We start from the raw sequence: 25,986 nt of genomic DNA on the forward strand, positions 1-25,986 counted from the left end.
AGAGGCGGGACGGTCCGCCCGGCCGGACGGACCCGGACGGGCGGCGGCCTCCGGGGCCGGAGACCGTGGTGACGCGTGGAGCCGGTGGGGCCACGGGTGGGGCGAAGTCCCGCACCCACGAGGGGTGATGGTGGATTTTTAAGTGAACGCGTCGAGTTTTTGCGGATACTTGGAGACAGGTTTCTGACGAGTTAAAGGTTTGTCAACGGTTCTGGCCACCTTGTTACGTTCAGTGGTCGCGTATAACGCATCGTGCAACAAGTGGAAGTGCATGCCGTCTGCCGACCGGGTGCCGCGCCGAGCGTGCCTTCGCCCGGATGAGGTACTGCGGACCCTTCGACGTGCGGGCAGTGGTGGCCGCCATCCGGCCCGAGGCCAAGGATGATCAGGGGCACCAGCCCGAGACGCCGCCGGTGAAGGCGTGACGACCTGTGGCGCTCAGGACTCGGGCCGCGAGATGACCGAGGTGACCGCGGCGACACGGTCGGCCAGGTCGCCCGCAGGGATGTCGATGAGCTCGAAACCGAACGCGCGGTAGCTCTGTTCGTGGATCTTCTCGAATGCCAGCGACTCCTGGAAGCTGATTCGACGGGCACTGGTGGGCTCACAGAATCCTAGATTGCGGACGAAGAGCACCTGCCGCTCGTAGATCTCCTCAACAGCGATTCGCTGGATCTCCGCCGTCAGCACACGGGACACCGGCCGCCCCAGATAGTTCGCGAGCGCGTGTGTGCAGATCGGTGAGCGGTCGAACACCTGGACAGCGTCTGTGGCGGGGGCTTCCAACTGCCGTTGTTTCTGCAGGTCGACGACCTCATCGATGAAGGCTGCCCGTCTCCACGGCTCACTCTCGCCCCGAGCCTGTGCTCGTGCGATGACCGTGGTCGCGGCTTCCTCGACAACCTCGTAGCCACGTTTCGCCAGGCACCGCAAGATCGATGTCTTGCCCGCGCCCGGCGTGCCAGTGAGAACGTATCGTCGCATGCTGAGATGCCCTTTCGTGCGTTGTGAGCCAAACTCGCTGGTACCTCGACGCGCGCCTTGGCACTTCATCGCCCGCTTGTCAGCCTGCGTATGTTTCTACTGGTCCCTCGGCAGCTTGCGCGCGATGTGGCCGAGGGCAGCCTCGGCCGTCGGCCGGATCGGGTGCGCGGTGGATGAGGCCGCGGGCCTCCATGCGGGAGGCGTGCCGGGACAGGCGGCTGCGCGACCAGCCCGTCTTGGTGGTCTGCTCGTGCAGTGTGCTGGTGACCATGTCGTCGGGCACACCCTCACCGTCGTCGGACTCCAGCTCAGGGTCGCGGCCGAAGCCCTGGACGACCCCCCGAGCGGCGGAATCGCGCGTCTTCGCCTCCTGCGGCCAGGAAGCCTTTTTCGAAGGGCGGTTGCGTGTTCCTGACCGAACAGCTCTCGCCGCCGTCCTGTTCGTGCTGCGGACCGCTGTCGCCTGGCGCGGCGTCCCGGCTGCCCCCGCCCTCCTCCAGACACCGGCGTTCGCACCCCCGCGACGTCGCCGAGGCGGTCGCCGCCCGCTCCCGCCTCCTCTACGAGGGCGGCCACCGCTACGTCGTCCTCATCGAGGAGTCCGTCCTGCGCTACCGCACCGCCGCTCCCGGGCGATGCGTGGGCAGTTGCGCCACCTTCTGGCCGTGATGCCGCTCGCTTCTCTCCCGCGATGGAAGCCCTGGATGAACTTCCGCAACTGTCCACAATTCAACAGCATGGTGGCGTTCCGCTACGCTGCCTGTCGGGTCCATGATCCTTCCGGGGGGAACGGCTGTCCCATGACAGCCGTTGGCACGCACCCGTGCGGCCCCCGTGATCGATGGACGTGCTCGGGAGCACAGCACATGCGTTATGGCATTCTCGGATCGCTCGAAGTGTCCGATGGGGACCGCCCGGTCGGGGTTGACCGTCCACGTCGGCGCGCGGTCCTCGCGTTCCTTCTGCTCCACGCCAACCGCTCGGTGACCACCGAACAATTGGTGGACGCGCTCTGGGAGCAGGACCCGCCCGCCAGTGCGCGCGGCCAAGTCCACACCGCAGTCTCGGAGCTGCGCAGGATACTTGGTGCGAGCGGGGACGCGCCGCTCACCTCGCACCATGGCACCTACCGCCTGACGGTCGCCGCGCGCGCCCTGGACGCGGACGAGTTCGCCAGCCGGCTGGACGAGGCGGGCCGACTCGCCGGCGCCGGTGAGTCGGGCGAGGCGGCCCGTACCGTACGCGACGGTCTCGGACTGTGGCGGGGTGCGGCGCTCGCCGACATCACGGCCCCGTTCGCCGGACCGGCGCGGATGCGGCTGGAGGAACAGCGGTTCGCCGCCCACGAACTGCTCGCCGACATCGAGCTCGGCCGGGGCAGGCACCGCGAGTTGGTGCCCGAGCTGACCGCCGTGCTCGCGATCCACCCGGCCCGGGAGGGCATCGCCGAGCGCCTGATGCTGGCGCTGTACCGCAGCGGCCGGCAGACCGACGCGCTCGCGGTGGCCCGCTCCGTGCGCGCACTGCTGGTCGACGAGTTCGGGCTCGACCCCGGGCGGTCGCTGGTCGAGCTGGAGCAGGCCGTATTGCGCGGCGACCCGGCGCTGGTGGCCCCGGGCGGAGGCTCGGACGTCGCCGGGGCCGGCCGTGCGGGCGGGCCCGCCGTCTTGACCGGACCGGGCGCGGGCGGTGGGCCGGAGCCCGCCCCGTCCGCCGCACCCAGCCCGGCCGCCCCGTCCGCCGCGCCGGGCGGGCCGGCGACTCCGGCCGTGGGCCTGAGCTGGTCGGACCTGTGGGGGAAGGCTCCGCGACCCGCCCAGCTCCCTCCGTACACCGCGGGGTTCATCGGCCGCGACGAGCAGCTCGCTGCCCTGGACGCGGTGAGGGAGCAGGAATTCGGTGTTCCCCGTGTCGCGCTGGTCACCGGTCCGGCGGGCGTGGGCAAGACCGCACTGGTGGTCCGCTGGGCCCACCAGCGGGCCGAGGAGTTCCCGGACGGGCAGCTCTTCGTGGACCTGAGGGGCTATGCCGAGGGCGACTGCGAGGAGCCCGGAACCGTATTGGAGCGGTTCCTCATCGCGCTTGGCGTGCCCGCCCCGCAGATCCCCGCGTCGACCGCCGCGCGCGAGGACCTGTACCGGTCCTGTCTCGCCGGACGCCGGGTCCTGGTGGTCCTCGACAACGCCCGTGACTACCGCCGTATCCGGCCGTTGCTGCCCGGCTCGGCGGGCTGCCTGACCCTGGTCACCAGCCGCAACATGCTGGGGACCCTGCTGGTCGAGTCGGGGGCCGCGGCAGTCCGGGTGGATTCTCTGCGGCCCGAGCGGGCCGTCGAGGTGCTCGGCCGGGTCGTCGGCCCCGGGCGGATCGCGGCCGAGCCGGACGCGGCCCGGGAACTCGCCCGCTTGTGCGGCGAGTTGCCCCTGGCCCTGCGGATCGCCGCGGCCCGACTGCTGGAGGGCGGGATGCTGCTGGCCGAGCTGGTGGCCGAACTCGCCACGGACAGCGACCGGCTCGGCGCCCTCGAACTGCCAGGTGACGACAGCAGCGCCGTCGGCCGGGCCCTCGACCACACGTACCGGCATCTGCGGGCGGACCTGGCCCGCGCGTTCCGGCTGCAGGGCGTACACCCCGGCCAGTGGCTGGGGCCGGCCGCGGCCGCCGCGCTCACGCACACCGGCCCCGTGCTGCCGGCCCGTGCCGCCGGCGCGAACCGGAGACTGCTGCGCGAGTTGGAGACGGTCCACCTGGTGGAGCGCCAGGGGCCGTCTCGGTACGCCCTGCACGACCTGGTACGGCTGTACGCCCGCAGCCGCGCCGACGGCGATCCGGCCGAGCGGGATGCCGCTTTGGGCCGGTTGTACGACTGGTACATCGGTGTCAGCAAGGCGGGGGAGCGGCTGCTGGACCCTGGCCGGGCGGACCTCGGCGTGCAGGTCGTGTACCCGCTCGACGATCCCGCGCCGCTCGCCGACTACGCGGCCGCGCTCTCCTGGTTCGAGGAGGAGTCGGAGAATCTGCTGGCCCTGCTGCGGCTGGCCGTCGAGCGCGGTGATCACCGGGTGGTCTGGCAGCTGGCCGACCACCACTTCGGCTATCTGCTGCGCAGCCACCGGCTCGACGCCCTGACCGAGTGCGCGCAGCGGGGCGAGGACGCGGCCCGGGCGATCGGCAACGAACACGCCGCTGCGCGGATGGCCAACGGCCTGGGAGTCGTCCACTCGTTGCGCCGCGAACTCGAGCCCGCCACTGCCGCGTACGAGCGAGCCCTGGGATTCTACGAGCGGACCGGGATGCAGCGGCCGGCCCTGGCCACCCGGGCCAACCTCGGCAGCCTTCACTACGACCTCGGCCGGCTGGCGGAGGCCCGTGCGTACCAGGAGAGCGCGCTCGCCGCGGCGCGGGTTCTCGACGACCCGCGGTTGCTGACGGTCTCCCTCGCCAACCTGGGCATCACCCTGGCGGACCTGCACGAGCACAGCGCCGCGGAGGCCTTGGTGGGGGAGGCGCTGGAGGTGATGGCCGCCCGCCGGCCGGGCGAGCCGTCGTACGTCTTCCGTTCCAACCTCGCCCGGGTGCGCCACCGGGGCGGGCGGTACGAGCAGGCGGCGCGGGACGCGCGGGACGCCCTCGCCGAGGCGCGTCGCCTCGGCGACGCGCTGCACACCGGGCAGATCCTGCACCAACTGGGCGAGACGCTCGCGGCGAGCGGACAACCGGACCAGGCGCGCGCGCACTGGCAGGACGCCCTGGAAGTCTTCTTGGAATGTGGCAGTCCGGACGCGGAGAAGGTCCGGGCGCTGCTGGCGTGAGAGCCGGTGGGGCGGGGCCGGGCGCTCCGGTGCCGGCCCCGCCCCACTGCCGCTCATCCTGTAGCCGGGCGCCGGAGCAGATAAGCGAGGTCGTCCCAGCGGGTGACCGCTAGTCCGGCGGCCGCCCCGGACAGCACCGCCACCGCTCCGGGCCCCGACGCCACCGGGCTGCCGGGGAGCAGGACCACGGCGACGGCGGCCAGTGCCAGAGTGGCGTTGCGGGCCACGAAGGCGCCCGGTCCGGACCCGGCCGCGCCGGCGCCGAAGCACTGGCAGTCGCCGGCTCGGCCCGCCCGCAGCGTCACCCCCGTGAACGCCGCGAGCAGGCCGAGAGCGAGGAGGGCGCCAGGCCGTCCGGCCGGCACCATCAGGACCACCACTGCGGTCTCGGCGGCCAGCGTCGAGACCGCGGTCGCTCCGCGCAGCCCGGCAGGGAGCCACCGGTGGTCGGCGAGCGAGCCGACGAAGAGCGCGAACGCCGTACGGCTGCGGGCCTTGCCCACGACCGCGACCGCGAACACCACGGCCAGCAGGGCCCGGCAGGCCGGCTGCGCGAGGCTCATCACCGGCCGTCCGCCGCGTGGGCCGGCACCCGGTCGCCCCGGCCGCCCTCGGCGGCCTCGCCGGGCCGGTCCGGCAGCGTACCCGCCAGATCGTGGCCGGACGCGGTGACCACCGCGTCGCGCAGCACCAGCAGCGTCGGGAAGACGTCGATGCCGCCGAACGCCGCCCCCACCTCCGGCCCGGTGCCCACCAGGGCGATCTCGCCGAGCTCCGACAGCCGCCCGGCCATCTCCCGTGTCTTCGTGTCCGAGGGATCCCCCGACACGAAGAAGTACGTCGGGAGCCCGCCGGCTGCGGGGTTTCCCGCGATGTCCGCGATCAGATCCCCGCAGGGTCCGCAGCCGACCTGGAGGAAGACGGCCAGCCGTTCGCCACCGAGCAGGTCGGCCCGCTCGATCGCCCGCCCCGACACGGAGCGCGCGGCGAAATCGCTCACCCGGGTGCCGACGGGCGGCCGACGGGCAGGGCGCACCCCGGTGAGTTCGACGGCGCGCAGCCGCCGCGCGAGGGCGGACGTCAGCAGGAAGTTCGCCGCGGTGGCGATCGTCAGCAGGACGACGAGTGCGGTGAGTGCGGGAAGCACGGCTGCCTCTCATGACGGTGCACGCGAGGAGCGTGCGGACGGGAAGGGCTCGGAACGAGCGCGGGAAGAGCGCGAGAAGCGGACGAGAAGAACACGAGAAGGACGCCGCGACAGAGTGGGGACACGGCCGGCATCCGCCCCGGCCGGCTCCAGCGAGAGCGGCCGAGAGGAGTCAACAACGGAAATTCTCCGAAGTCAATCAGAAAGATAGAATGACCGATATTCACCCAGTGATTCCCGGTATATGTCAGGCGTTATGCAAGTGCGCGGCAATGGCTATTTCGAAAATGAAATGTCGCCGGATCGTCAATTGGTGTGCGAAAAATCAGGACAGCCAAAACGAACGCTTGACAACCTCGGCATCGAGAGGCTTGTATCTGCCTCGTTCGAAGTCGTCCGAGGTAATTCGACCTTCGGATTTGAGTAGTCATTCCCATATCGAGAACGGGTATACCCATGTCTTTTTCCCGCACCCTTTCCGCGGTCGCCGACCGCATGCTCGGCCGTCTGCTCCCCAGCGCCGAGGCCTCCGCACAGCTCGCGCCCTACTGCTGGTACGAGGGTGGAGGCCTGGCCGGCCAGATCGACGTGCACGAGTGCTGCCGCTACAGCGACGGCAGTGTCAGCTGCCTCTGAAATCGCGATGACGTGACACCCCGGCGGCCCGGTCCCTTCGATCGGGTCCGGCCGCCGGGGCCGCGACCCCGACAATCTCGAAGGTGAATTCAAAAGTGAGTTCCGAGAAGCGTCCGAATGGACCGGCGAGCGCGCGCCGGCGTGCATCGCGCAGAGACCTGGCCGTCCCGTTCCTCATTCTGCGCGTCGCATTCTCGGCGGCCCCGCTCCCCGCGTTCGGATATCTCTCCTTCACTGTGCTCGGTGGATTGGTGCCGACGGCGGTCGCCTGGTCCACCAAAGGCCTTCTGGATGCAATCGTGGGTGGTGTGACCACCGCCGGCATCGTCTGGCAGGCATCGATTCTCGCGCTGCTCGGTGTCGCCTCCGCCCTGACGCCGCAGCTGGCCCGCCACTGCCAGTCCATCACCCAGCGCGCCGCACGGCTCTGGATGCGCGACCGGCTGTTCCGCGCCCTCGACGGCATCCGGGACATCTCCTGGTTCGAGAACCCGCGGTCGATGGACCACGTCCAGCTCGCTCTCAAGGCCAGCACCACCTCGCCCGAAGTGCTGCTGGGGGCCTGCCTCTCCACGCTCCAGGGCGTACTCGTCGCCGTCGGACTGCTCGGCTCCCTGTGGGCCATCAGCCCCGTGATCTTCCTCCTGCTCGCGGCGGCCTCACTCCCGGTCCTCCTGAGCCGGCTGATCTCCTCCCGCGAGCAGATCCGGCTGGAGGGGGACACCGTTCAGGCGTCCCGGCGCGAGGTGTTCTACCGAATGCTCATCACCAGCATCGACGCGGTGAAGGAGGTCCGCGTCTTCGGGCTCGGGGACTTCTTCCGAGAGCGGATGAACAGTGAGACCCGGTCGATCCACCGCGAGGAACAGCGCTTCGACACACGTCAGTTGAAGCGCCAGGCTGCCCTGTCGGTGCTGTCCGCCGTGATCGTCGGAGCGTCCGTGGTCTGGTCGGCCGCCCGCGCGGCGGCCGGGGCGCTGAGCATCGGCGACCTGTCGGTCTTCATCGCCGCGGCCGCCGGCGTGCAGGGCGCGGTTCTGCAGATCGCGACCGGGATCGGCGACGGCTACAAGTCCCTACTCGCCTTCGGCAGTTACCGCGCCATCACGGACGCGGACCCCGGCCCCGGCCGGACGGCCGCCCTGTCCCTGGTGCGGGACGCCGAAGGCCGGGAGGCCTCCGACGTCCCGACCCTTCCTGAACGAGTGCCCCTCCAGGGGGACATCGAGGTGAAAGACCTGTGGTTCCGCTACGGGGACGACGGCGACTGGGTGCTCCGGGGCGTCGACCTGACCATCCCAGCGGGCGGCTCGCTGGCCCTGGTCGGAGTCAACGGCGCGGGCAAGAGCACCTTGGTCAAGCTGCTGAGCGGCCTCTACCGGCCCACCCGCGGCACGATCCTGGTCGGCGGCCGCGACATCCGGACCGTGCCCGCCGAGGACTACCAACGCGGCGTCGGCGCCATCTTCCAGGACTACATGTGCTACGACCTGACGGCGGCCGAGAACATCGGCCTCGGCGACCTCAACCGCCTCGACGACCGGCCGGCGGTGCGCGCCGCGGCCCGCAAGGCGGGCGCCGACGACTTTCTCGGCGCCCTGCCCGACGGCTACGAGACCCTGCTGAGCCGGATCTTCTTCGCGGGGGACGCGGCGGCGCAGCGCCGCCAGGGCGCACACCTCTCCGGCGGCCAGTGGCAGCGCCTCGCCGTCGCACGCGGGCTCATGAAACGCCGGACCCATCTGGTGATCCTCGACGAGCCGAGCTCCGGGCTCGACGCCGAGGCCGAGGCAGCCCTCCACGACCAGCTGCTGCGTGAGTCCGAGGGCGCCACCCGCCTCCTCATCTCGCACCGGCTCGGCACCGTCAAGGACGCCGACGCCATCGCGGTCCTGGAGGACGGGGTGATCACCGCCCGGGGCGATCACTCCGCTCTCATGGCCGCCGAGGGCACGTACCACCGGCTGTTCACGCTCCAGGCAGCGGGCTACGCGGACACCGTCCGCTGACCGCCCGGCCCAAGGCCGTACGGCCCGGAGCCGACCCGACCGCGCCCCGCCACGGGGCCGTACCCACCACGAAAGGCGGCCCCTCCATGACCGGCCTCACCGCCCCCGGCCTCGCGGCCGTCGCCGGCACCGCGGCCGTGGCACTCGCCGGCGCCTCGGCGCTGACGGTACGTCTGCTGAGCCGGCGCCTGTACCTCATCACCGTCGATGGCCGGAGCATGGCGCCGACCCTGATGCCCGGAGACCGGCTGCTGGTCGTACGGCCGCTGCCGCGCCCCCGACCGCGATCGCACACGCGGCGGCGGGCCCGCCCTCCGGCGCGCACCGGGGACATCGTCATCGCCCCCGCGCCCAGGGCCGTCGGCTGGGCCGGCCAGCCCGCGCTCCGGCCGGCCGCCGACCGCGCCGACTGGGTCGTCAAGCGCGTCGCCGCCACCGCCGGGGACCGCGTCCCCGACCGGCTCCGCTCCTCCTCGGGGCTGCGCGACCGGGACACCGTGCCCGAAGGCACCGTGCTGCTGCTCGGCGACGGCAAGCACAGCGAGGACTCCCGCCACTGGGGGTTCTGCCCGGACCACCTCGTCCTCGGCCGGGTCCTGCTGCGCATCTCCCGAGGGCCGGGAGCGGGCTCGAACGATCGCACCCCGTTCCGGCGACCGCCGGACCCGCGACTCCCGGAGCCTGTCCCGGCTCCGGGCACCACCGACGCCGAAAGGAGGTGAGCTGGATGACCAACGAGAAGGAGCTCCACGAAGAGACCGCCGTGCCCCCGGTCCCGCGCGAGGCGGAGACCGGCGTGATCGAGATCCGCGTCCTCGACCGGATCGAGACGATCGGCACCAAGTCGGTGAACAACTGACGCTCCAGCCGGGGCCGGTGGGATCCCCTCCCAGCGGCCCCGGCCCGCCTCCAGGGAGAGCCCTCATGCGACGTCCGAACGTCAAGGACGAGCACCTGCCCTACCGGACCGACGACGGCGCGGTGCGGATCGGCGGCGGGGTCTACGGACTCGCGGCCGAGATCCGTGATCCGCACGGCCGGGTGTGGACCGCCCTCGGTCTCATGGACGGCACCCGCACCAGCGCCGAACTCGTCCGCGACCTGGCCGACCGGTGCCCCGGCCTGACCCCGGACGAGGCCGCATGCCTGGTCGACGCCTTGGTCGCGACCGGCTACGTCGAGGACGCCGCCGCCGAGGACGACCGCCTGCTCAGCCCGTCCGAGCGCGACCGGTACCGCCGCAACCAGGAGTTCTTCCGGATGGCCGACCTCCGTCCGCGCCCCGGCCGGTGGGACGCCCAACTCCGCCTCAAGCAGGCCGGTGTCGTCGTCCTCGGCCTCGGTGGCACCGGCAGCCACGCCGCCTGGGCGCTCGCCGCCGCCGGGGTCGGCCGGGTGCACTGCGTGGACCCGGACACCGTCGACCGGGCCAACCTCGCCCGCCAGGTGCTCTACACCGAGGACGACCTCGGGCGGCCCAAGGCCCTCACCGCGGCCCGGCGCCTGCGCGCCGTCAACTCCGAGATCACGGTCACCCACGAGGCACGCGCGGTGGACGGACCGCGTGCCCTGGCCGAGGTGACGGCCGGCTACGACGTCCTGGCCCTGTGTGCCGACGAACCCGACGCCCGGTCCCTGCGGGAGTGGGCCACTCAGGTCTGCGCGCACACCGGGGTGCCTTGGGTCGGCGGCGGCTACGACGGTCCGTTCGTCTCGGTCGGCGTCTTCGCCCCCGGGGGCCCCTGCTTCCCGTGCCTGGCCTCAGCCGAGGAAGCCCGGCTCCCGAGCGGCCCCGCCCCCCGGCTCGGCGGGAACGGGGTCATCGGCCCGTCCGCCGGAATCTCCGGCAACCTCGTGGCGTACGAGATCATCGCCCTGCTCACCGGTGTGTCCCGGACTCCACCCGGCTATCTGCGCGGCATCAACCTCATCGCCCCGGACGACGTCGTCCTCGTACGTCACCCTCCCCGGCCCGGGTGCCCGCACTGCTCCGCGCCCCGGCCCGCCAGAGAGGGAGCGGGCCGGTGAACGGGCCGGTGCAGCCTGTGGAGTTCCACCCACTGGGCATGCGCGAGGACGGCGGCGAGTGGATTGTCGGCCGAGTCGACACCGGGACCCATGTGGCCGTCCCCGCCCACGGCGCCCGCGCCATCTGCCTGCTCCAGCAGGGCCTGTCGACCGCCGAGGCGGCGCGCCGCGTGGAGGAGGAGACGGGCCGGCGGACAGCGGTTGACGCCTTCGTGGCCTCCCTCGCCGCGCTCGGACTGGTCCGACGGATCGGCGGCAGGGAGGTCGACTCGCCGCCCCCGGTCCGGCCGTCGTTCCCCCGGCTGCGTGCCGTCCACGTCCGCTGGGCGCTCAGCCCCGTTCTGCACGCCGCGCTCCTGCTCCTGGCCGCCGCCGGCGCCGCGGCGGCCGTATCCGATCCGCGTCTGCGGCCGCACTGGCAGGACGTCCTGTGGAGCGGGCAGGGAACGGTGGTGCTCGCCGGACAGGCCGCGCTGACCTGGGCCCTGCTCTTCCTGCACGAACTCGCCCACCTGATCACCGCGCGGGCCGCAGGCGTCCCCGGAACGATCCGGCTCGGCACCCGGCTCCAGTTCCTCGTCATGCAGACCGACGTCTCGGGCGTGTGGCTGTGCGACCGGCGCACCCGGTTCACCGTTTACCTGTCGGGCATGGCGCTGGACCTCGCGCTGGCCGGCGGCTGCGTGCTGGTGCAGGCGGCGACCGGCCCCCAGCGCCTCCTGGCGGTCGTGGTACTCACCAAACTCTTCGCCGTGGCGACCGAGTTGCTCATCTTCATGCGCACCGACGTGTACTTCCTGCTCCAGGACCTGCTCCGGCGCCGCAACCTGTACCGGGAGGCGAGCGTCTACGTACGGCACCTCGCCCTGCGCTGCATACGGCCCGCGGCCGGGGCGGACCGGCAGCCGCTGGCCGGACTGCGGGCGTCCGAACGCCGTGTCGTCCGCGGCTACGCGTGCGTGATGGTGGCCGGCTCCGCCGCGTCGCTCGTCCTGGCCTACTTCGTGGTGACCCGGGTGACTCTCGCGCTGCTGGCCCGCGCCCTGCACACCCTTGCCGGCCCGTCCGGCTGGGCGGCGGTGGCCGACGCGGTGACCACGATCACGATCCTCGTCGGACTCCAGGCGCTTTGGATCGCCGCCTGGTGGCGTCGCCACGCCCCGCGGGTACGCGCGGCTCTCCGTACGGCCCTGTCCCGCCGGGCGTGACGCCGGGAGCCGTGACGGACGGCGGGAAGGGAGGCGTCGTCCAGGCGGTGCAGGATTTGCTTGTCCGTCAGCTCCGTTCACCTGGCCCAACACGCGAGTTGAGACGAAAGCCGCACGCCAGTCCGGTGCATCCAATTAGTGTGCGAGCCATGGAGGAAACCGAGACCCCGGCCACCCCCGCACCGTCCGTCCTGCGCGGCCCGCGCGCCCCGTACACCGGGGGAGACCGCATCGAGATCCTGCTGGACCGGGTCGCGGCCGAGCGCCCCGACGCACCGGCCCTGCGCCACCGGGACGTCACGCTCACCCACGGCGAACTGGTGGCCGAGGCCAACCGGATGGCCTCCGTCCTCACCGCCCAGGGCGTCGCAGCCGGGGACGTGGTGGTCGTCCGCGCCGAGCGCACCCCGGACACGGTCATCACCCTCCTCGGCCTGCTGAAGGCGGGTGCCGTCTACGCCTGCGCGCCGGCCGACTGGCCGGAGGCCCGGTGTGCCCAGCTGGTGAGCCAGACCGGCGCCGCGCACTCCCTCACCCCGGGGAGGATCCGGGAACTGCGCGCGGCGAGCGCGGCCCATGCTCCGGACGCCCCCGTGCCGGCCGGCAGCGGCACCGACCCGTTCTGCGTCTTCCTGACCTCGGGCAGCTCGGGCACCCCGAAGGCGGCACTCGCCCCGCACCGGGGTGTCGCACGCACCGCGATCGACGTACGGCGCCTGTACGACGGGCCTCTGACGTCCCTTCAGCTCTCCTCGATGGCCTGGGACGTCTTCGCGCTGGAACTGTGGGTGACGCTCATCAACGGCGGCACCTGCGTGCTCTTCGACGGCACGTACCTCACCGGCGCGCGCCTGCGCGAACTCGTCCGCGACGGCGTCACCGTCCTCTCCGCGGCCACGCCCGTCTTCGCCATGCTCGTCGACGACGACCCCGGAGCCCTCGCGGGGCTCGCCCTGCTCTTCGTCGGCGGCGAGCGCCTTTCGGCGGACCATGTGCGGCGCTGTCTGCTTGCCCACCCCGAGCTCCGGCTCGTCAACGCCTACGGGCCCGTCGAGAACACCATCAACACGACGCTCTGGTCGGCCCGCGCCGACCGGGCCGGCGACGAGGTGCCCATCGGGACCCCCGTGACCAACACCGACATTCACCTCCTGGACGAGCGGCGCCGTACCGTTCCCCTCGGCCGGACCGGCGAGATCGCCGTGAGCGGCGACGGGGTGTCCCTCGGCTACCTGGGGTCCGACGCGCAGACCGCCCGGCGCTTCGTGACGATCGCCGATACGGACGGCAGCCCGGTGCGGGCATACCTCACCGGCGACCTCGCGAGGATCGGGCCGGACGGCGAACTGCTCTTCGCGGGCCGTGTGGACCGCCAGCTGAAGGTGCGCGGGCTCCGGATCGAGCCCGAGGAGATCGAGCGCATCATCGAACGGGTGCCCGGAGTGGGGCGCTGCGTGGTGCTCGGGCTGCCGCTCGGCGCACCGAACGTGACCAGGACGGCGGCGTTCTACCGGAGCGACACGGCGCCCGAGGACGCGGTGCCGCCCACGCGGGTGCGGGAAGCGGTGGCCGCCGCGCTGCCCGCCGGCTTCGTCCCCGATCTGCTGCTCGCCGTCGAAGAGTTCCCCCTCACGGCGAACGGCAAGGCCGACCAGCGAGCCCTCGCCGCGCTCGTGGCGGACCGGGAGGCGGCGCGCGCCGACGCCGGGCCGCGGACCGGGCCGGACGAGGCGGACACGGACGCGGCGGCCGGGGGGTCGGACGGGCCGGACACGGGCGTGGCGGCCGGAGGGTCGGACGGATCGGACGGATCGGACGCCAGCACACGGGCCGGGGGGCCGGACGGCGACGGGCCCGTCGAAGCCGTGCGCGCGGTCGCGTCCGAACTGCTGGGCTACCCCGTCGGCCCCGGCGACGACCTCTTCGACCGGGGCGCCACCTCGCTGACCGCGATGCGCCTGGCCACCCGGCTCGGCCGGCTGCACGCGAGGGACATCGGCCCGGCGGACATCTTCCGGGCCCGCACGCCGCGCCGCATCGCCGCGATCCTGGCCGGCGCGCCGGCCACCCGGACACCGGACGACGGGGGAGCGGCGGAGCCGGACCCCGGCCCCGAGACCGGGTACGTGCCGAAGGAGCTGCCGTTCATCTTCGGCAGCTTCTGGACCGCGATGCGCGGGGGCAACCGCCTCGACGAGGCCGTGGTGCCCGTGGTCTACCGGCTGCGCGGCAAGACCGACCCCGCCCTGCTGGCCGCCGCCCTGGACCACCTCGTCGCCCGCCACGAAGTGCTGCGCGTCCGGTTCGGTGACGACCCCGACCGGCCTTCGGTCCGGGTCCTGCCGGCGAGCGAGGCCGGGGGAGTGCTGCGGCGCCACGGTACGAGCGCCGACCTGGCCGCCGCGGAGAGCGCGGCCACCGCTGCGGCGATGCGCCCCTTCGACCTGGCGGCCAGAAGCCCGATCAGGGCCGAACTCTTCCCGGTGGCGGGCAGCGACGACGCGGTCCTGGCGATCAGCGCCCACCACATCTTCTTCGACGGCTGGTCGGCGCGCCTGTTCAGCGACGAACTGGCCAGTGTGTACGCAGAGTTGGCCGATGGGCGGATACCTTCGGCGGCGCCGCCGCCCTCGTACTTCCGCATCATCGCCGCCCACCGCGCGCGCCACCGCGAGCTGATGCCCAAGGCGATCTGGGCCCGGCGCCGCAGGATGGCCGACGCCCCCGAGCTGGCGTTCCCCCTCGCGCGGACCGGCCTGCCGTGGACCGGGCCCGCCGCCGAGGTGCCCCTCGCGATCGACGCACGGCTGCTGGCGGACGTGGGTGCGGCGGCGGCCACCGTCCAGGGCACGGCCATGTCGGTCCTCTACGCCGCCTACGTCATGCTGCTGCGCTCCTACACGGGCGCCCCCGACCCGGCGGTGGCCGTCCCGGTCAGCGGCCGCTACACCGAGGACGAGAGCGGGCTCATCGGTTGCATGGCGGGGCTGCTCCCGCTGCGGCTGCCCGCCACGGCCACGACCCCGGCCGAGCTGGCCACCGCTGCCGCCGCCGAACTGCGGACGGCGATGCGGCCGCCCCTGGTGCCGATGGGGGCCGTCATGCCCGAACTCCCCGCCGGATACCGGCGCCACCCCCTGCTCCAGGCGTACCTCCTCCAGGAGGAACTGCCGCCCGCCGCACTGCGACTGGGGGAAGCGGACGCCGAGCTGATTCGGGTGCCCTCGGCGAACGCCGGACCCGAGCTCACCGTGGAACTCTGGCCGCACCCCGCCGTCGGCGGCGTGCTGCGCTACCGGGAGGACGCGATCCCCGCCGCCGACGCGCACACCCTGGCCGAGGCGTACGTGACCCATGTGACGGAGGTCGTCCGAGCCCTCGGAGCTACCAGGTGACCGGCAGCGCCTCCGGGCCCAGCGCGGAGCGCCCCAGCTTCCACGGCACCTCGTGCTCCGGCACGGCCAGCGCGAGGCGGGGCAGCCGGGTGACCAGCGCCCCGATCGCCGCCTGCAGCTCGATCTGCGCCAACTGCGCCCCCAGGCACCGGTGCGGACCGTAACCGAAGGCGAGATGGCGGTTGTTGACCCGGTCGAAGTCCAGCTCCTCCGGGTCCTCGAACACCGACTCGTCATGGTTGGCCGAGTCCGCCTGCACCACGACCGCGTCGCCCGCCCGCACCAGCCCGCCACCGAGCCGTACGTCCCGCGTCGCGATCCGGGTGAAACCGGACAGCGTCCCGATCGGCACGAAGCGAAGCAGCTCTTCGACCGCCGGTTCGAGCAGGTCCGGCTCCGTACGCAGCCGCTCCAGGTGCTCCGGATGGGTGAGCAGCGTGTAGACGAAGTTGCCCAGCTCGTCCGTGGTCGTCTCATGGCCCGCCAGCAGCAGCGTCACGGCGAAGCTCACCAACTCCTGCTCGCTGAGCCGGTCCTCGTCGTCCCGAGCCCGGACCAGGGTGCCCAGCAGGTTGTCGGAGGGGTTCTCGCGCTCGACGGCGATCCGTTCCGCGAGGTAGTCCCAGGGCAGCCGGCCCGCCCTGCGCATCTTCGCGACCGCGTCGGCCCCGGTGGAGCGCATCGCCTCCGACCACAGGTAGAACAGCCGCCGTTCGGCGAAGGGCACGCCCAGCAGCTCGCAGATCACCAGCACCGGCAGCGGACGGGTGAGCGCCGCCACGAGATCGGCCGGGGAGCCCTTGGCGACCATCCGGTCGATCAGCTGCCCGACGAAGGACTCCACCCTCGGACGCAGCTCCCGCATCCGCCGCGCGGTGAACGCCTTGGCGACCAGGCGTCGTTGCCGGGTGTGATCGGGCGGGTCCATCGTCAGGATGCTCGACACCTGCTGCACCAGCGGCACCAGCCGGGGCACGTCCTCGCCGAGCGTGGCCGCCCTGCTGAACCGGCTGTCGGCCAGCACGGTCCTGACGTCCTCGTACCGGGTCACCAGCCACGCCTCACCGCCGTACGGCATGGTGACCCTGGCCAGTGGCCGCTCGCCGCGCAGCCGGGCGAACTCGGGATCGATGCGAACCCCCCGCGGCGGGTGGAAGGGGTAGGCGACTGCTGCGTGCTCACCGGTCGTGGTCATCGGGCGGTTCCTGGTCCCTCTCGTACGGATGGCGCGGATCTGGGGCCGGGGCCCGTCAGGGGAACGGGTGCGGGAAGGGATTGAGGTCCGCAGCCGACGCCGGCGGAGCCGGATCACCGAGCAGCCGGGGCACCTCGAACAGCCGGGGCAGGCCATCGACCCTGCGCATGCCGTGGCCGAAGGTCATCGGCAGCGCGCCGGGGACGATCACCTTGACGCAGGAGAGCCCCGCCCCCTCCTGCTCGGGGGTGGTCTGGTCGACGACCAGCACGTCCAGTCCGGTCTCCAGGTACCGGCGCACGGTCCGCAGGACGTCCTCGGTCAGGTCGGTGGGGGAGACGGGGACACTGCGCCGCGCCATGTCGGGCAGCGCCACGCTCCGCCCCGACGCGAACAGGAACTCCAGCCGGGAGAAGACCGAGGCGTCCGCGTACAGCAGCGAGTGGTCGCCCATCGTCCGCACCAGCCCGGAATCCGCCGCCATCTCCGACACCCGCGCCCGCTGCCCCGCAAAGGCGCGGTCGACGCTCGCCAGGATCGGTCCCAGCTCGCACAGTGCGTTGAGCACCGCCCGCTCCGGGTCGATGTGCGATCCGCCGGCGCACAGCGCCCTGGCCCGGCCGGGGTCGTTCGTGCGGTCGACGGCGATCGCCCACACACAGGGGACGCCCTGCTCGACGGTGGTGTCCAGGACGGTCACCGTACGGTCGGTCTCCTCCTCCAGGTGCGCGGCCAGCAGCCGGACCCGGGGGTCGCGCGCCGACGCGAGATCGACACGGGCCAGCGGTCTGCGGCCGTACCACGCCATCAGGAACGCGTCGCGCTCCGCCACCTCCAGGAGCCCGTAGAGAATCGCCTCCTCCAGACAACTGCCCAGCGCGCAGCCGTTGGAGATCTCGTACGCGAGCCTCGGCTCGTCCCGGTGCAGCACGTGCGCGCCGTAGTAGGCGTACGCCTCCGGCACGAGGGCGGCGCGGTCGCGGGCGAAGGAGTGGGCCCACACCCAGCGCAGTTCGAGGTCCTCGTGGAAGGGGACGAAGGGGAAGCCGGGCTCCGCGTAGCGCTCCGGGCCGTACAGTCCGAGCGACGCGGGGTGCACGGCGTCCTCGCGCAGGGCGCGGTAGGAGCCGCGCACGGTCGTGCGCCGCCCGCCGGCCTGGAGCCCGCCCCACCGCTCGACGGCCTCCAGGACCGCCGTCAGCTCGCTGGCCCGGTAGCTGTCGCTCCGGCCCCAGCCGGCCTCCTCCGCCGTGGTGCCGCGCATCGCCAGCGGGGCGCGGGCGACCGGCAGGCCGCCCTCGTCACCGGTCCGGACCTCGCCGATGAGACCGGACTCCGGGTCGACGAAGTGGTGGAGGAGCGAGCGGTGTTCGCGCGTGACCGAGCGCAGCCGGAACGCGCCGGGGTGGGGCTTCGGCCGTGGCCGCGGCACGATCGTGGCGCGTTCCGGGGTGTCGTCGGGCAGCTCGCCGCAGCACGGGCAGAGCGGGTCGGCCAGCACCCGGTGCGTGCGCACGGTGAGATCGGTGAGAGCCACCCGCAGGAACGCCCCCCTGGTACGCGGCACGCCACCGTCGGACAGCGCCGCCATCTCCGCGGCGACCAGCGCGCCGACGGCGTCGGCGGCGAAACCGGTCAGCGCGGACGACGGCCGCCCGGCCAGGACGTCCCGGTGCCGGGCGAACACCGCGGCCCGCCCCGGATGGTTGCGGTCCCGCCGCAGATCGGCGCAGGACCAGCAGCCGGGGGTGCCCGGAGCGGTGAGCGGCCCGATCACCACATGACCCGGCTCGGTCCTGACGGGAAGCAGGGGCACGGAGACGCGGCCCGCCCGCGCGGCCTGGTCGGGCTCCCAGGCGTCCGAGACGACGACCACCGCCAGGGGGGCCGCCGGAACGCCCGGCGCGGGCGGTTCCGGCTTGCCCAGCGCGGCGTCCACAGCGGTACGGAGCACGCCCTCCCCGATGACCCGGACCGGAAGCCTCTCACGCATCGACCAGTACGACCTTTCCGACGCAGGGCAGAATCCGGCCGAGCGCCGGATCATGGTCGAGCGGGACGAGCACGGGTTCCCGGCCCGAGCGCCGCAGCGCGGCGACCGCACCGGCGGCCACGTCCTTGTCATCGGCAGCGGGAGCGGGGCCGTCGGCGGTGCCGACTCCGGTGAGGAGGGCGGGAGCGTCCTGCCCCGACTGCACGGTGACGATCAGCTCCGCCAGGACGTCGCGGACGGCCTCGGCGCGGCGCGCCCGGCACACCAGACCGAGCACGGACCCGCCGACGACCGCGGCGACGGCCGGGACCCCGGCTGCCGCGGTCAGATCCAGGAGCCGCACGTCGAGCCCGAGCACGGCGAGCAGCCGCAGCCGGTGGGCCGCGACCCGGTCCTCCTCCCGGCCGGGCGCGGGGACGCGGACGCCGACGAGGGGCCTCGCGGCGGCGCCCGGACCCGCGCCCGCGCCGGTGATCAGCTCCTGGCGGCAGCGGGCGAGCAGCGCGTCGGCGACCATCTCCGGCCAGTCCAGGCCGACGCCCACCGGCGCCGCCTCCAGGGCGGACGCGTCGACCCGGCACGCCACGTCGTCGCGCAGCCGCAGCCCCCACGCCCACGGCGCGTCGAAGGACAGGGCGCGGTGCACACCGAGCGCCCGCAATGCGGTGCGGTGCCGGGCCGTGGCGAAATCCGCGCCCCACGCCGACACGGTGACCGTGCGCCCGGAGGATGCCGGATTCACGACGACGGCACGTGTCCGGCGCAGCGGCACCTGGGGAAGGTCGTCCTCACCGAGGCTGAGGACGACCCCGAACCGCGCGTCGATGGCCGTCACGACACGGGCGGAGAACTCCTCCTCGTCGCAGCGGGGTCCGTCGCGCAACACCCGTACCGCTTCCTCGAATCCGGCCGCGGAGCGCGGCCGTCCGGCACCGGGCGGCGGCGTGGGAAGGACGTGGTGCCGGGACAGTTCCAGGGTGTTCAGGTCGAAGCAAGCGAGCCGCGCGTCCCCGTGCGCGTCCCCGGCCTCCGCGAGCCGGAGGAGGCGCAGGGCGAGATGGGCGGCGAGGACCCGGCAGGCGGCCTCCGTCGCGGCGGGCCGCCCCGCCGCCTCCTGAAAGGTGTGCCGCTCGGCGGGGAGCATGCGCTGCCGCACCGCCTCCCAGTCGATGCCGTCGGGCGGGGCGATCAGCGCGCATGTCTCGCCGAGCATCACCTGGACGAGCGGGATGCCGCGCGCGGCGCAGTCCTCGGCGATGCGACGGGCCACGGGCGTTTCCCCGTGGCCGAAGAGGTGCAGGACGAGGGCGGCGCCCTCCGGCACCCCGGCGTCCGGCTCGGCCGCGACCACCTCACCGACGCCGCTGTGCGCCAGGGCCCGGACACAGGCATCGGCCACCGGGCCCGCCCCGATGACCAGCGCCGTCGCCCCGGCGAACCGCGCGCCCTCCGCAGCGGGCCGGTGCGCGTCCGCCACCAGCCCCCGCTCCGCCAGGACGCGGATCAGCTCCGCGACCACCGTGCGGTGCTCGTCCGGCAGCGAGGCGGTCAGCTTCTCCACCGTGCGGCGGCCGTCCAGCCGCGGGGCCAGCCGCTCCACGAGGGCGGCGACATGAGCCCCCTTCAGCGTCAGCTCGCCCGCCTCGCCCAGCAGGGCCACCCCGTCGGGCAGCGGTGCGAACAGGACGTCGTCCCCGATCCTGGGCCTCATCCGGTCTCCTCGTGCGCGGCGCGGGGTCGGCTGCCCAGCGCGAACTCGCCGACACTGGTCTCCGTCAGGGCGTCGAGCCCCGTCGCGGCGGCGAAGGCGTCCGAGTCGCCGACCCCCAGGGCGCACGGGGCGAGCCCCATGGCCGTGGCCGCGAGATACATGTTCTGGTAAAGGACGCCGACGTGCTTGAGCGTCAGCGCGTACGCCATCGCCCGGTACTTCCACGCCAGCCGGCCGAACCTGCTGGCCAGCACCACGAGCACCTGCGGGGTGGCGTCGCCCGTCATCCCGGCCGCCGACCCGGTCAGCAGCCGGCGCAGCTCCCCGGCCCGCGCGGGCACCCGGCTGAGCCGGTGGTGGTACGGGTCGTAGTGGTACAGCCCGCTCTCCAGCCCGCGCACCCGGTGCACCAGCGGATACAGCTCCAGCTCATGGGCCGCGCCGCCGCCCGGATGCGGCCGGTCGGAGACGTCGAGGCCCTGATCCGCGCCGGTGGCGCGCACCCGTGCGGTACGGAAGAGGAACTCGCCCAGCTCCTCGACGGTGAGCGGACGCGCTTCGTCGTACGCGCGCAGGGAACGCCGGTCCTCCATGACGGCGGCCAGCGGCGGGTCCTGGGCGCGCAGCCGCTGCGGATCGGGGCGCGCCAGCTCGATCCCGCCCGCCGTCCACACGGGATGCGGACCCGGAGGGGCGGGGAAGGTGTCGCGCGCCCAGTAGGTGCCGCCGAAGTCCTCGCCCATCCGGTGCTCGTGCCGCAGCCTGCTGCCGTGATGGAACGCCAGTTCGTGCGGGCTCCACTGGGCGCCGCCGAGCGTGTCGGTCTCGGCGGCGGAGGCGAGGAAGCCGCCGTCGGCCAGATCGTCGAGCAGCAGTTCCACCAGCCCGGCGGGGAGACCACTGCGGGACGGCTCGCCGGCCCCGGCCGTGACGACCGTCTCGACGAGCCTGCTGTCGTACAGCCGCAGGACGCAGGAGGCCACGGGCGACTCGACCAGGAGGGCGTCGCCGTCACGGCGGACCGCCGCGAAGCGGGAGAGCGTACGCGGCTCGGCGGGCGGGGCGGGCTTCTTCGGCGGCCACAGGTGCCGGGTGGTGAACAGCGCGGTGCCGTCACCGCCGACGACGGTGCCGATCAGCCAGCCGCCCGCGCGCAGCCGGGCCAGCAGCTCGACCGCCTCCCCGGCGGGGCAGAGCGGGGCGAGGTCCTCGGGCGCGGTGTCCGCCGCCAGCTTCCGCAGCGCCGCGTGCTGGCCCTCGGAGAGCCGGCCGATGGCGCCGACGTGGGGCCAGGCGGTGAGCGCGGTGACGCCGGTCGCGGTGCGCACCGCGTTCACTCCCTCGCGCAGCCGGACGATCCTGCGGGCGCGGTCGGGGGCACCGCTCATGAGAACACCAGCTCGCCCGGCGCGGGCAGCGGCACATCGGTGGCGGGCACCCCGTACAGGTCCTCCGCGGCATTGGCCGCCAGATGGCACAGCAGGAACCGTTCGACGGGGGAGAGCCCGAGCCGGGTCAGGTGCAGATACGTGTAGTTGAGGGTCAGCCGGTACTGGTCGAACCAGAGCCGGTCCACCTCGACGCCCTCCGGCCGCCGGTGGTTGTGGAACGTGCTCTTGCGCGCCAGCTCCGCGACCTCCGGATCGTCCAGCGACACCCGGCCCGCCCACGGCGGGTCCATGGACAGCTCACCCGCCGCGATCAGGGCCCGCCCGCGCCGCAGTACGGGCCCCGCCGCGGCCAGCCAGCGGGGCACGAGACCGGCCGCACCGTCTCCCGCCGCCTCCCCGGAGCCCTCCACCGCCCGCAGCACCGCCCGCACCCGCGCCGCCAGCGGCCCGGAGTGCGCCGCGTAGTGCCGGTCCCAGGCCTGCCGCAGCCCCTCCGCCTCCGGCCACCAGGACAGGAACGCCTCCGCGTGGGACCGGAACGAGACGAACCCCTGCCGCAGTTCCACACCGGAGAGCCCGTGCGCCGAAGCGATCATCGTGTCGAAGGCGAGCGCCGCCAACTGGCCGCCGCCCCGCAGCTTCTCCAGCATCTCGAAGGCGAAGGGCGTCGTCTCGTTGTAGAAGTCCGCCAGCAGGTCCGCCGCCTGCGGCCCGCCGTGGACGTGCAGCCGACGGTCGTACGGCGCCTCACGGACGGTGTTGTCGGGCAGCAGCGGGGAGAGCGGACCCGTCTCGTGCTCCAGCCCGGCGAGCCGCTCGTGCTGGGCGAGCATCGCCGCCGCGTCCACCACGGCCGTCGAAGGACGCGCGACCAGATGGCCCCGCACCAGCTCGTCGAGCGCGGGCAGCACCAGCGCGTCGAACACCTCGGGCTCGGCGTCCACCTGGAGGCGCACATGCGGCCCGCGCAGCCAGTGCAGCAGATAGTGGACCCCGTTCACCCGAGGGGCTATCCGCTCCACGAACGGCCGTACCGCGTCCAGGAGCAGCGCCGTCCTGTCCTGCTCGTAGTAGTGGACGTGAAAGCTGCGCCACATCATGCCCCCTCGAGTGCGGCGGGCTCCGTGATCGCGCGGGCGACCAGATAGCGGAGCGATCCTTCGGCATCGATCCGTACGCCGATGCGGTTGGCGAAGAGGTGCGCGCACAGATCGGCGACGCTCTCGGCGGACGGCGGCCGGCCATCGCCCTCGTGGTGGTGCGTGCGCAACACGTCCACGACCCGCGACACCGAGGAGGCCCACTGCCGGACCGTGCTGCCGGCGGGCAGCGCGGTCCAGCCGCGTGCCGCCTTGTGCATGCCGGCGGCCAGCGTCAGCACCTGCGGTCGCTGACGCTCGTACAGCGCCCGCGCGGCGTCGGCGGACGGCGGCGCCTTGGCGAGCTGCCGCCACGCCAGTGCGCGTACGTCGCCGGACGCGAGGAACCAGGACAGCATGAGGTAGCAGAGCACAGCGGTCTCCCGCCTGTGCCGGCCCGGCTCGCTCCGCAGCACGGACAGGGCCAGGGCGCTGGACTCCGTGAAGTGCTCCTCCACCGCCTCGATCGCCTTGCCGCTGCCGTAGCGGCCGTGCTCGCGGACGTACGGGATGAACCGCACCGAGTTGTTGGGATACATCAGCTCCGTCGGGGCCACGCCCTCCCAGGCGCCGATCTCCCGCGCGGAGCGCAGATACGCCTCCTGGCCGAGCACATCGGGGGAGGGGTGCCGGTCGAAGTACGCGCCGGCCCTGTCCTCGATCAGCCGGGCCGCCTCGGCGGCCACCGACGGGTCCCTGGGCAGCACCCGCAACCGGATGTGCGGGCCGCCGTCCCAGTAGCGCAGGAAGAACGAGCGGTCGGCGAGCGAGCGCGCGCGCAGTTCGCCGGTCAGCGGCCCCACGAGATCCACCAGCACCGTGCTGAGATCGCCCTGGTGGAAGAGATGGGCGCTCAGCCAGCCACCGTCGCCCACCCACGCCTCCTTGCTCATCGCCCACCCTCCGACGACAGTTCGACGACACACTCGGTCACCCTGGCCGGACCCCAGCCGGAGTCGGTGGCCGAAGCGGGGTCGGGCAGCGCCTCCTCGAAGGCGACCCGGCCGGTGAAGCCCTTCGTCATGTGGCGGAACACGGCCAGCATCGACACGCTGGCGAGATCGAGGAACATCGGCTTGCGGGACTTGGCGAAGACGCTGCTCACCCAGTCACCGTCGGTCGACTGGAGCCGGACGAAGCAGCGCCGGGGTATGCCGTGCGAGCGCAGCCAGTGGGCGAGACGCAGCAGGTGCTCCGCGTCCGGTTCGCCGGGGCGCTGCACCGGCACCAAGGCGGTCGGCGCCGACCACTCGGCCCGCTGCACCACGAGCCGTCCCACCTCCACACGGGGCAGCAGCTCCACCTCGGGGGACCGGGCACCGGCCGCTGGTTTGAGCAGCGAAAGGCTGGGGTGCAGCAGATACGACTGACCGAAGGCCGCGAGCATCAGCCGGGCCGCCGGCGGCATCAGCGGATCGGCCATCATGCCGAGGTGCGTGGGCTGGACCCGCCGGTCCCGGCTGCCGGACACCAGGGCGAGCAGCCCGCTGGACGGGTCGGTGCGCACGACCAGATCGGCGAGGGGGATGCGCTCCCCTGCGGGGCGGGTGCCGGCGGTGTACGGATAATCGATCTCGTACGGGGCGACGGGCTCGCGCAGATTGACCGAGACCCCGAAGGTCCCGGACAGCTCGGCGAGCAGCGGCCCGTCCTCCGCGCCGTCGGTCCCGGGCCACCGCGCTCCGGCCGCCTCACCGCCCGCCTGGGCCAGCAGCCGGGACCACCGGCCGCGTCCCTTCCCGAATCCGCCGCTCACGGTGTTGACGACGGCGCGCAGCGGACCGTCCTCCTCCGAGCCGTCGAGGAGCTGGAGGTAGCAGCCGATGGATGCCGGTGTGCGCACCCAGGCCGGCCAGCTCTCGGCCAGTTCGACGAGGACTTTGGGGTCGGTACGCACGACCGTGCCGTCCCGGTCCCCCGAGAGCACGGTGGCCAGGGACTCCTGGCGCAGCCGGTGCAGCAGGGCGAGTTCGGGCACCGGGCTGCGCTCCAGCGCGTCGGCCGGAACGGGGCTGCTGAGCTGGAGGTACGGGCGCAGAGGTAGCAGCCGGCCGGGGCACGCGTCGTCGGGCAGCGCCAGGTCGGCCTGGACCGCCGCGTGCAGTTCGAGGAAGGACACGGTCGCTCCCGCGCCGAACCGTTGCTCGGCGTACCGGGCCAGTGCCAGGCGTACCGGAAGCATCCGGTCGTGCAGCCCGAGCCAGCGGCGCAGCACGTCCAGGTCGTCGAGCACGGGCCGCCACGCGGTCTTCGACGCGTTCAGCCGCCCGTGCGGCACCATGGCGTTCTCGTGGAACGCGATCTTCCCGAGGGTGGCGGGCTCCGGCCAGTCGAGCCCGAGTTCGGCGCCGATCTCCGCGAGGAGCCCGGCGATGCGGGACTGCTGTGCGCGATGACCGGCGACGTCGTCGGGTGAAGTCCCGTGGTCGAACTCCGCGCACAGGGCTTTGAGTTGGTGCAGGAGCGGCGTGCCGGGCCGGACGCGGCCGAGGTGGGCGATCAGGTCGCTGAGCGGGGTCCGGGAGTGGTCGGCGACGGGCGGCTCGTACTCCAGCACGCCGAGCCGTACCAGGTGACCGCAGAAGGCCGACACGTCCTCGGGCCGTTTGCCCACGCGCTCCGCCAGCGTCTGCCGGAGCTCCGAGGATGTGCAGCCGTCGCCGACGATGCGCAGGCACGCCGCGATCTCGGGGGTCGCCGGAACGGCCACGATCGACTCGGCGGGCCTGCGGCCGAGGAACGTGTAGCGGCCGCCGGTCTCCCTGAGGCTGGGGTTGCGGCGGACCTTCAGCCCTTCCCCGGCCGGGTCGCGCTCCATCAGCGCCCGCAGCACCTGCTCGACGACCAGCCGGTCCAGTTCGAGCACGCACCCCAGGTCGCCCCTGCCCTCCGGGAGCAGCGCGGGCGCGGCGGGGGAACCTTCGGTGTCATCTTCGTGCCACAGGCCGGCCGCCGTGGCGGTGAACGTGCTGTACGGACTCGTCTTGGTGGCGGCACGGGAGACGAACTTGGTCAGCCCGATCGAGGTACGTCGCCTGAGCGGCGGAAGCCCGTCGCGCTCGGCCCGCAGCAGCTCGTCGAGGAGCGCGGGGCTGGCCTGGGACAGAGCGTGCCGGAACGCGGGAAGTGCGGCGACGCGCTGCAGGTTCCTGCCTTCTTCCGCGCCGTCCTCCTCCATCGCCGCCGCGAGTGTGCTTATGGTGCTCTCCCGCAGGCGTTTACGGTCGAGCCATTCCCGGACCCGCAGGGAAACCGCGGAGGGAAGGGATCGCGATATTTCGTCGGACCATTCGCCTTTCGCCGGAAAGCGGCCCCGGTGAATGCACCGACGCAGCGCC

The 25,986-nt window shown here is 73.3% G+C and carries 18 protein-coding genes and 2 pseudogenes; 9 read left to right on the forward strand and 11 right to left on the reverse strand.

Annotated features, from left to right (window positions below; all coding sequences use genetic code 11):
- Nucleotides 1–438: 438 nt before the first annotated feature.
- Together AB0L33_RS04915 and AB0L33_RS04920 are read right to left on the reverse strand one after the other, a co-directional pair.
- Nucleotides 439–984 (reverse strand): AAA family ATPase, encoded by a 546-nt coding sequence (locus AB0L33_RS04915; protein WP_365677721.1) that lies wholly within the window; start codon nt 982–984, stop codon nt 439–441.
- Nucleotides 985–1,120: 136 nt separating this feature from the next.
- A pseudogene (locus tag AB0L33_RS04920) lies at nt 1,121–1,249 on the reverse strand (helix-turn-helix domain-containing protein); the annotation flags it as partial.
- Between the two features lie 239 nt (nt 1,250–1,488).
- Here AB0L33_RS04920 and AB0L33_RS04925 point away from each other — a divergent pair.
- A pseudogene (locus tag AB0L33_RS04925) lies at nt 1,489–1,667 on the forward strand (Scr1 family TA system antitoxin-like transcriptional regulator); the annotation flags it as partial.
- A 183-nt stretch (nt 1,668–1,850) separates the two neighbouring features.
- The gene (locus tag AB0L33_RS04930) at nt 1,851–4,796 is read left to right on the forward strand and encodes a BTAD domain-containing putative transcriptional regulator (protein ID WP_365677915.1); all 2,946 of its coding nucleotides are present in this window, start codon (nt 1,851–1,853) and stop codon (nt 4,794–4,796) included.
- Nucleotides 4,797–4,849: 53 nt separating this feature from the next.
- Here AB0L33_RS04930 and AB0L33_RS04935 read toward each other — a convergent pair whose 3' ends face one another.
- Together AB0L33_RS04935 and AB0L33_RS04940 are read right to left on the reverse strand one after the other, a co-directional pair.
- On the reverse strand, nt 4,850–5,359 hold the full coding sequence (locus AB0L33_RS04935; RefSeq protein ID WP_365677723.1) for a MauE/DoxX family redox-associated membrane protein: 510 nt from the start codon (nt 5,357–5,359) through the stop codon (nt 4,850–4,852).
- A complete protein-coding gene (locus AB0L33_RS04940) occupies nt 5,359–5,943 on the reverse strand; it encodes a hypothetical protein (RefSeq protein ID WP_365677724.1) in 585 nt (194 codons plus the stop codon). Before AB0L33_RS04940 ends, AB0L33_RS04935 begins: the two co-directional genes overlap by 1 nt.
- Before the next feature lie 456 nt (nt 5,944–6,399).
- On the opposite strand from AB0L33_RS04940, the gene AB0L33_RS04945 reads away from it, so the two are divergent.
- From AB0L33_RS04945 to AB0L33_RS04975, 7 genes are all read left to right on the forward strand, one after another.
- Nucleotides 6,400–6,579: a hypothetical protein gene (locus tag AB0L33_RS04945; protein ID WP_365677725.1), complete on the forward strand. Its 180-nt coding sequence runs from the start codon at nt 6,400–6,402 to the stop codon at nt 6,577–6,579.
- Between the two features lie 236 nt (nt 6,580–6,815).
- Nucleotides 6,816–8,588 (forward strand): ABC transporter ATP-binding protein, encoded by a 1,773-nt coding sequence (locus AB0L33_RS04950; RefSeq protein ID WP_365677726.1) that lies wholly within the window; start codon nt 6,816–6,818, stop codon nt 8,586–8,588.
- Between the two features lie 86 nt (nt 8,589–8,674).
- On the forward strand, nt 8,675–9,310 hold the full coding sequence (locus AB0L33_RS04955) for a S26 family signal peptidase (RefSeq protein WP_365677727.1): 636 nt from the start codon (nt 8,675–8,677) through the stop codon (nt 9,308–9,310).
- 5 nt (nt 9,311–9,315) lie between these two features.
- Nucleotides 9,316–9,447, forward strand: coding sequence for a hypothetical protein (locus tag AB0L33_RS04960; RefSeq protein ID WP_365677728.1), 132 nt, complete (start codon nt 9,316–9,318; stop codon nt 9,445–9,447).
- 65 nt (nt 9,448–9,512) lie between these two features.
- On the forward strand, nt 9,513–10,616 hold the full coding sequence (locus AB0L33_RS04965; RefSeq protein ID WP_365677729.1) for a ThiF family adenylyltransferase: 1,104 nt from the start codon (nt 9,513–9,515) through the stop codon (nt 10,614–10,616).
- Nucleotides 10,613–11,824 carry a hypothetical protein gene (locus AB0L33_RS04970; RefSeq protein ID WP_365677730.1) on the forward strand — a complete coding sequence of 404 codons (1,212 nt, stop codon included), beginning with the start codon at nt 10,613–10,615 and terminating at the stop codon, nt 11,822–11,824. Before AB0L33_RS04965 ends, AB0L33_RS04970 begins: the two co-directional genes overlap by 4 nt.
- Before the next feature lie 149 nt (nt 11,825–11,973).
- Nucleotides 11,974–15,219 carry an AMP-binding protein gene (locus tag AB0L33_RS04975; RefSeq protein WP_365677731.1) on the forward strand — a complete coding sequence of 1,082 codons (3,246 nt, stop codon included), beginning with the start codon at nt 11,974–11,976 and terminating at the stop codon, nt 15,217–15,219.
- Here AB0L33_RS04975 and AB0L33_RS04980 read toward each other — a convergent pair.
- From AB0L33_RS04980 to AB0L33_RS05010, 7 genes are read right to left on the reverse strand one after another with little or no spacing between them, the layout of a single operon-like run.
- Nucleotides 15,209–16,414, reverse strand: a complete 1,206-nt coding sequence (locus AB0L33_RS04980) for a cytochrome P450 (RefSeq protein WP_365677733.1) — start codon at nt 16,412–16,414, stop codon at nt 15,209–15,211. The two genes, AB0L33_RS04975 and AB0L33_RS04980, sit on opposite strands and share 11 nt — an antisense overlap.
- Nucleotides 16,415–16,469: 55 nt before the next feature.
- Nucleotides 16,470–18,407, reverse strand: a complete 1,938-nt coding sequence (locus AB0L33_RS04985; protein ID WP_365677734.1) for a TOMM precursor leader peptide-binding protein — start codon at nt 18,405–18,407, stop codon at nt 16,470–16,472.
- Complete coding sequence (locus tag AB0L33_RS04990) at nt 18,400–20,118, reverse strand: hypothetical protein (protein WP_365677735.1); 1,719 nt, start codon at nt 20,116–20,118, stop codon at nt 18,400–18,402. The genes AB0L33_RS04985 and AB0L33_RS04990 overlap by 8 nt, the downstream gene beginning before the upstream one ends.
- Nucleotides 20,115–21,506: a SagB family peptide dehydrogenase gene (locus AB0L33_RS04995; RefSeq protein WP_365677736.1), complete on the reverse strand. Its 1,392-nt coding sequence runs from the start codon at nt 21,504–21,506 to the stop codon at nt 20,115–20,117. Before AB0L33_RS04995 ends, AB0L33_RS04990 begins: the two co-directional genes overlap by 4 nt.
- Entirely contained in the window at nt 21,503–22,609 is a 1,107-nt protein-coding gene (locus AB0L33_RS05000) for a thiopeptide maturation pyridine synthase (protein ID WP_365677737.1), read from the reverse strand. Before AB0L33_RS05000 ends, AB0L33_RS04995 begins: the two co-directional genes overlap by 4 nt.
- A complete protein-coding gene (locus AB0L33_RS05005; RefSeq protein ID WP_365677738.1) occupies nt 22,606–23,541 on the reverse strand; it encodes a thiopeptide-type bacteriocin biosynthesis protein in 936 nt (311 codons plus the stop codon). The genes AB0L33_RS05000 and AB0L33_RS05005 overlap by 4 nt, the downstream gene beginning before the upstream one ends.
- Nucleotides 23,538–25,826: a lantibiotic dehydratase gene (locus AB0L33_RS05010; protein WP_365677739.1), complete on the reverse strand. Its 2,289-nt coding sequence runs from the start codon at nt 25,824–25,826 to the stop codon at nt 23,538–23,540. The genes AB0L33_RS05005 and AB0L33_RS05010 overlap by 4 nt, the downstream gene beginning before the upstream one ends.
- Nucleotides 25,827–25,986: the final 160 nt, after the last annotated feature.

This window comes from Streptomyces sp. NPDC052299 (assembly GCF_040679335.1).
In the GTDB taxonomy this organism is placed as follows: Bacteria; Actinomycetota; Actinomycetes; order Streptomycetales; family Streptomycetaceae; genus Streptomyces.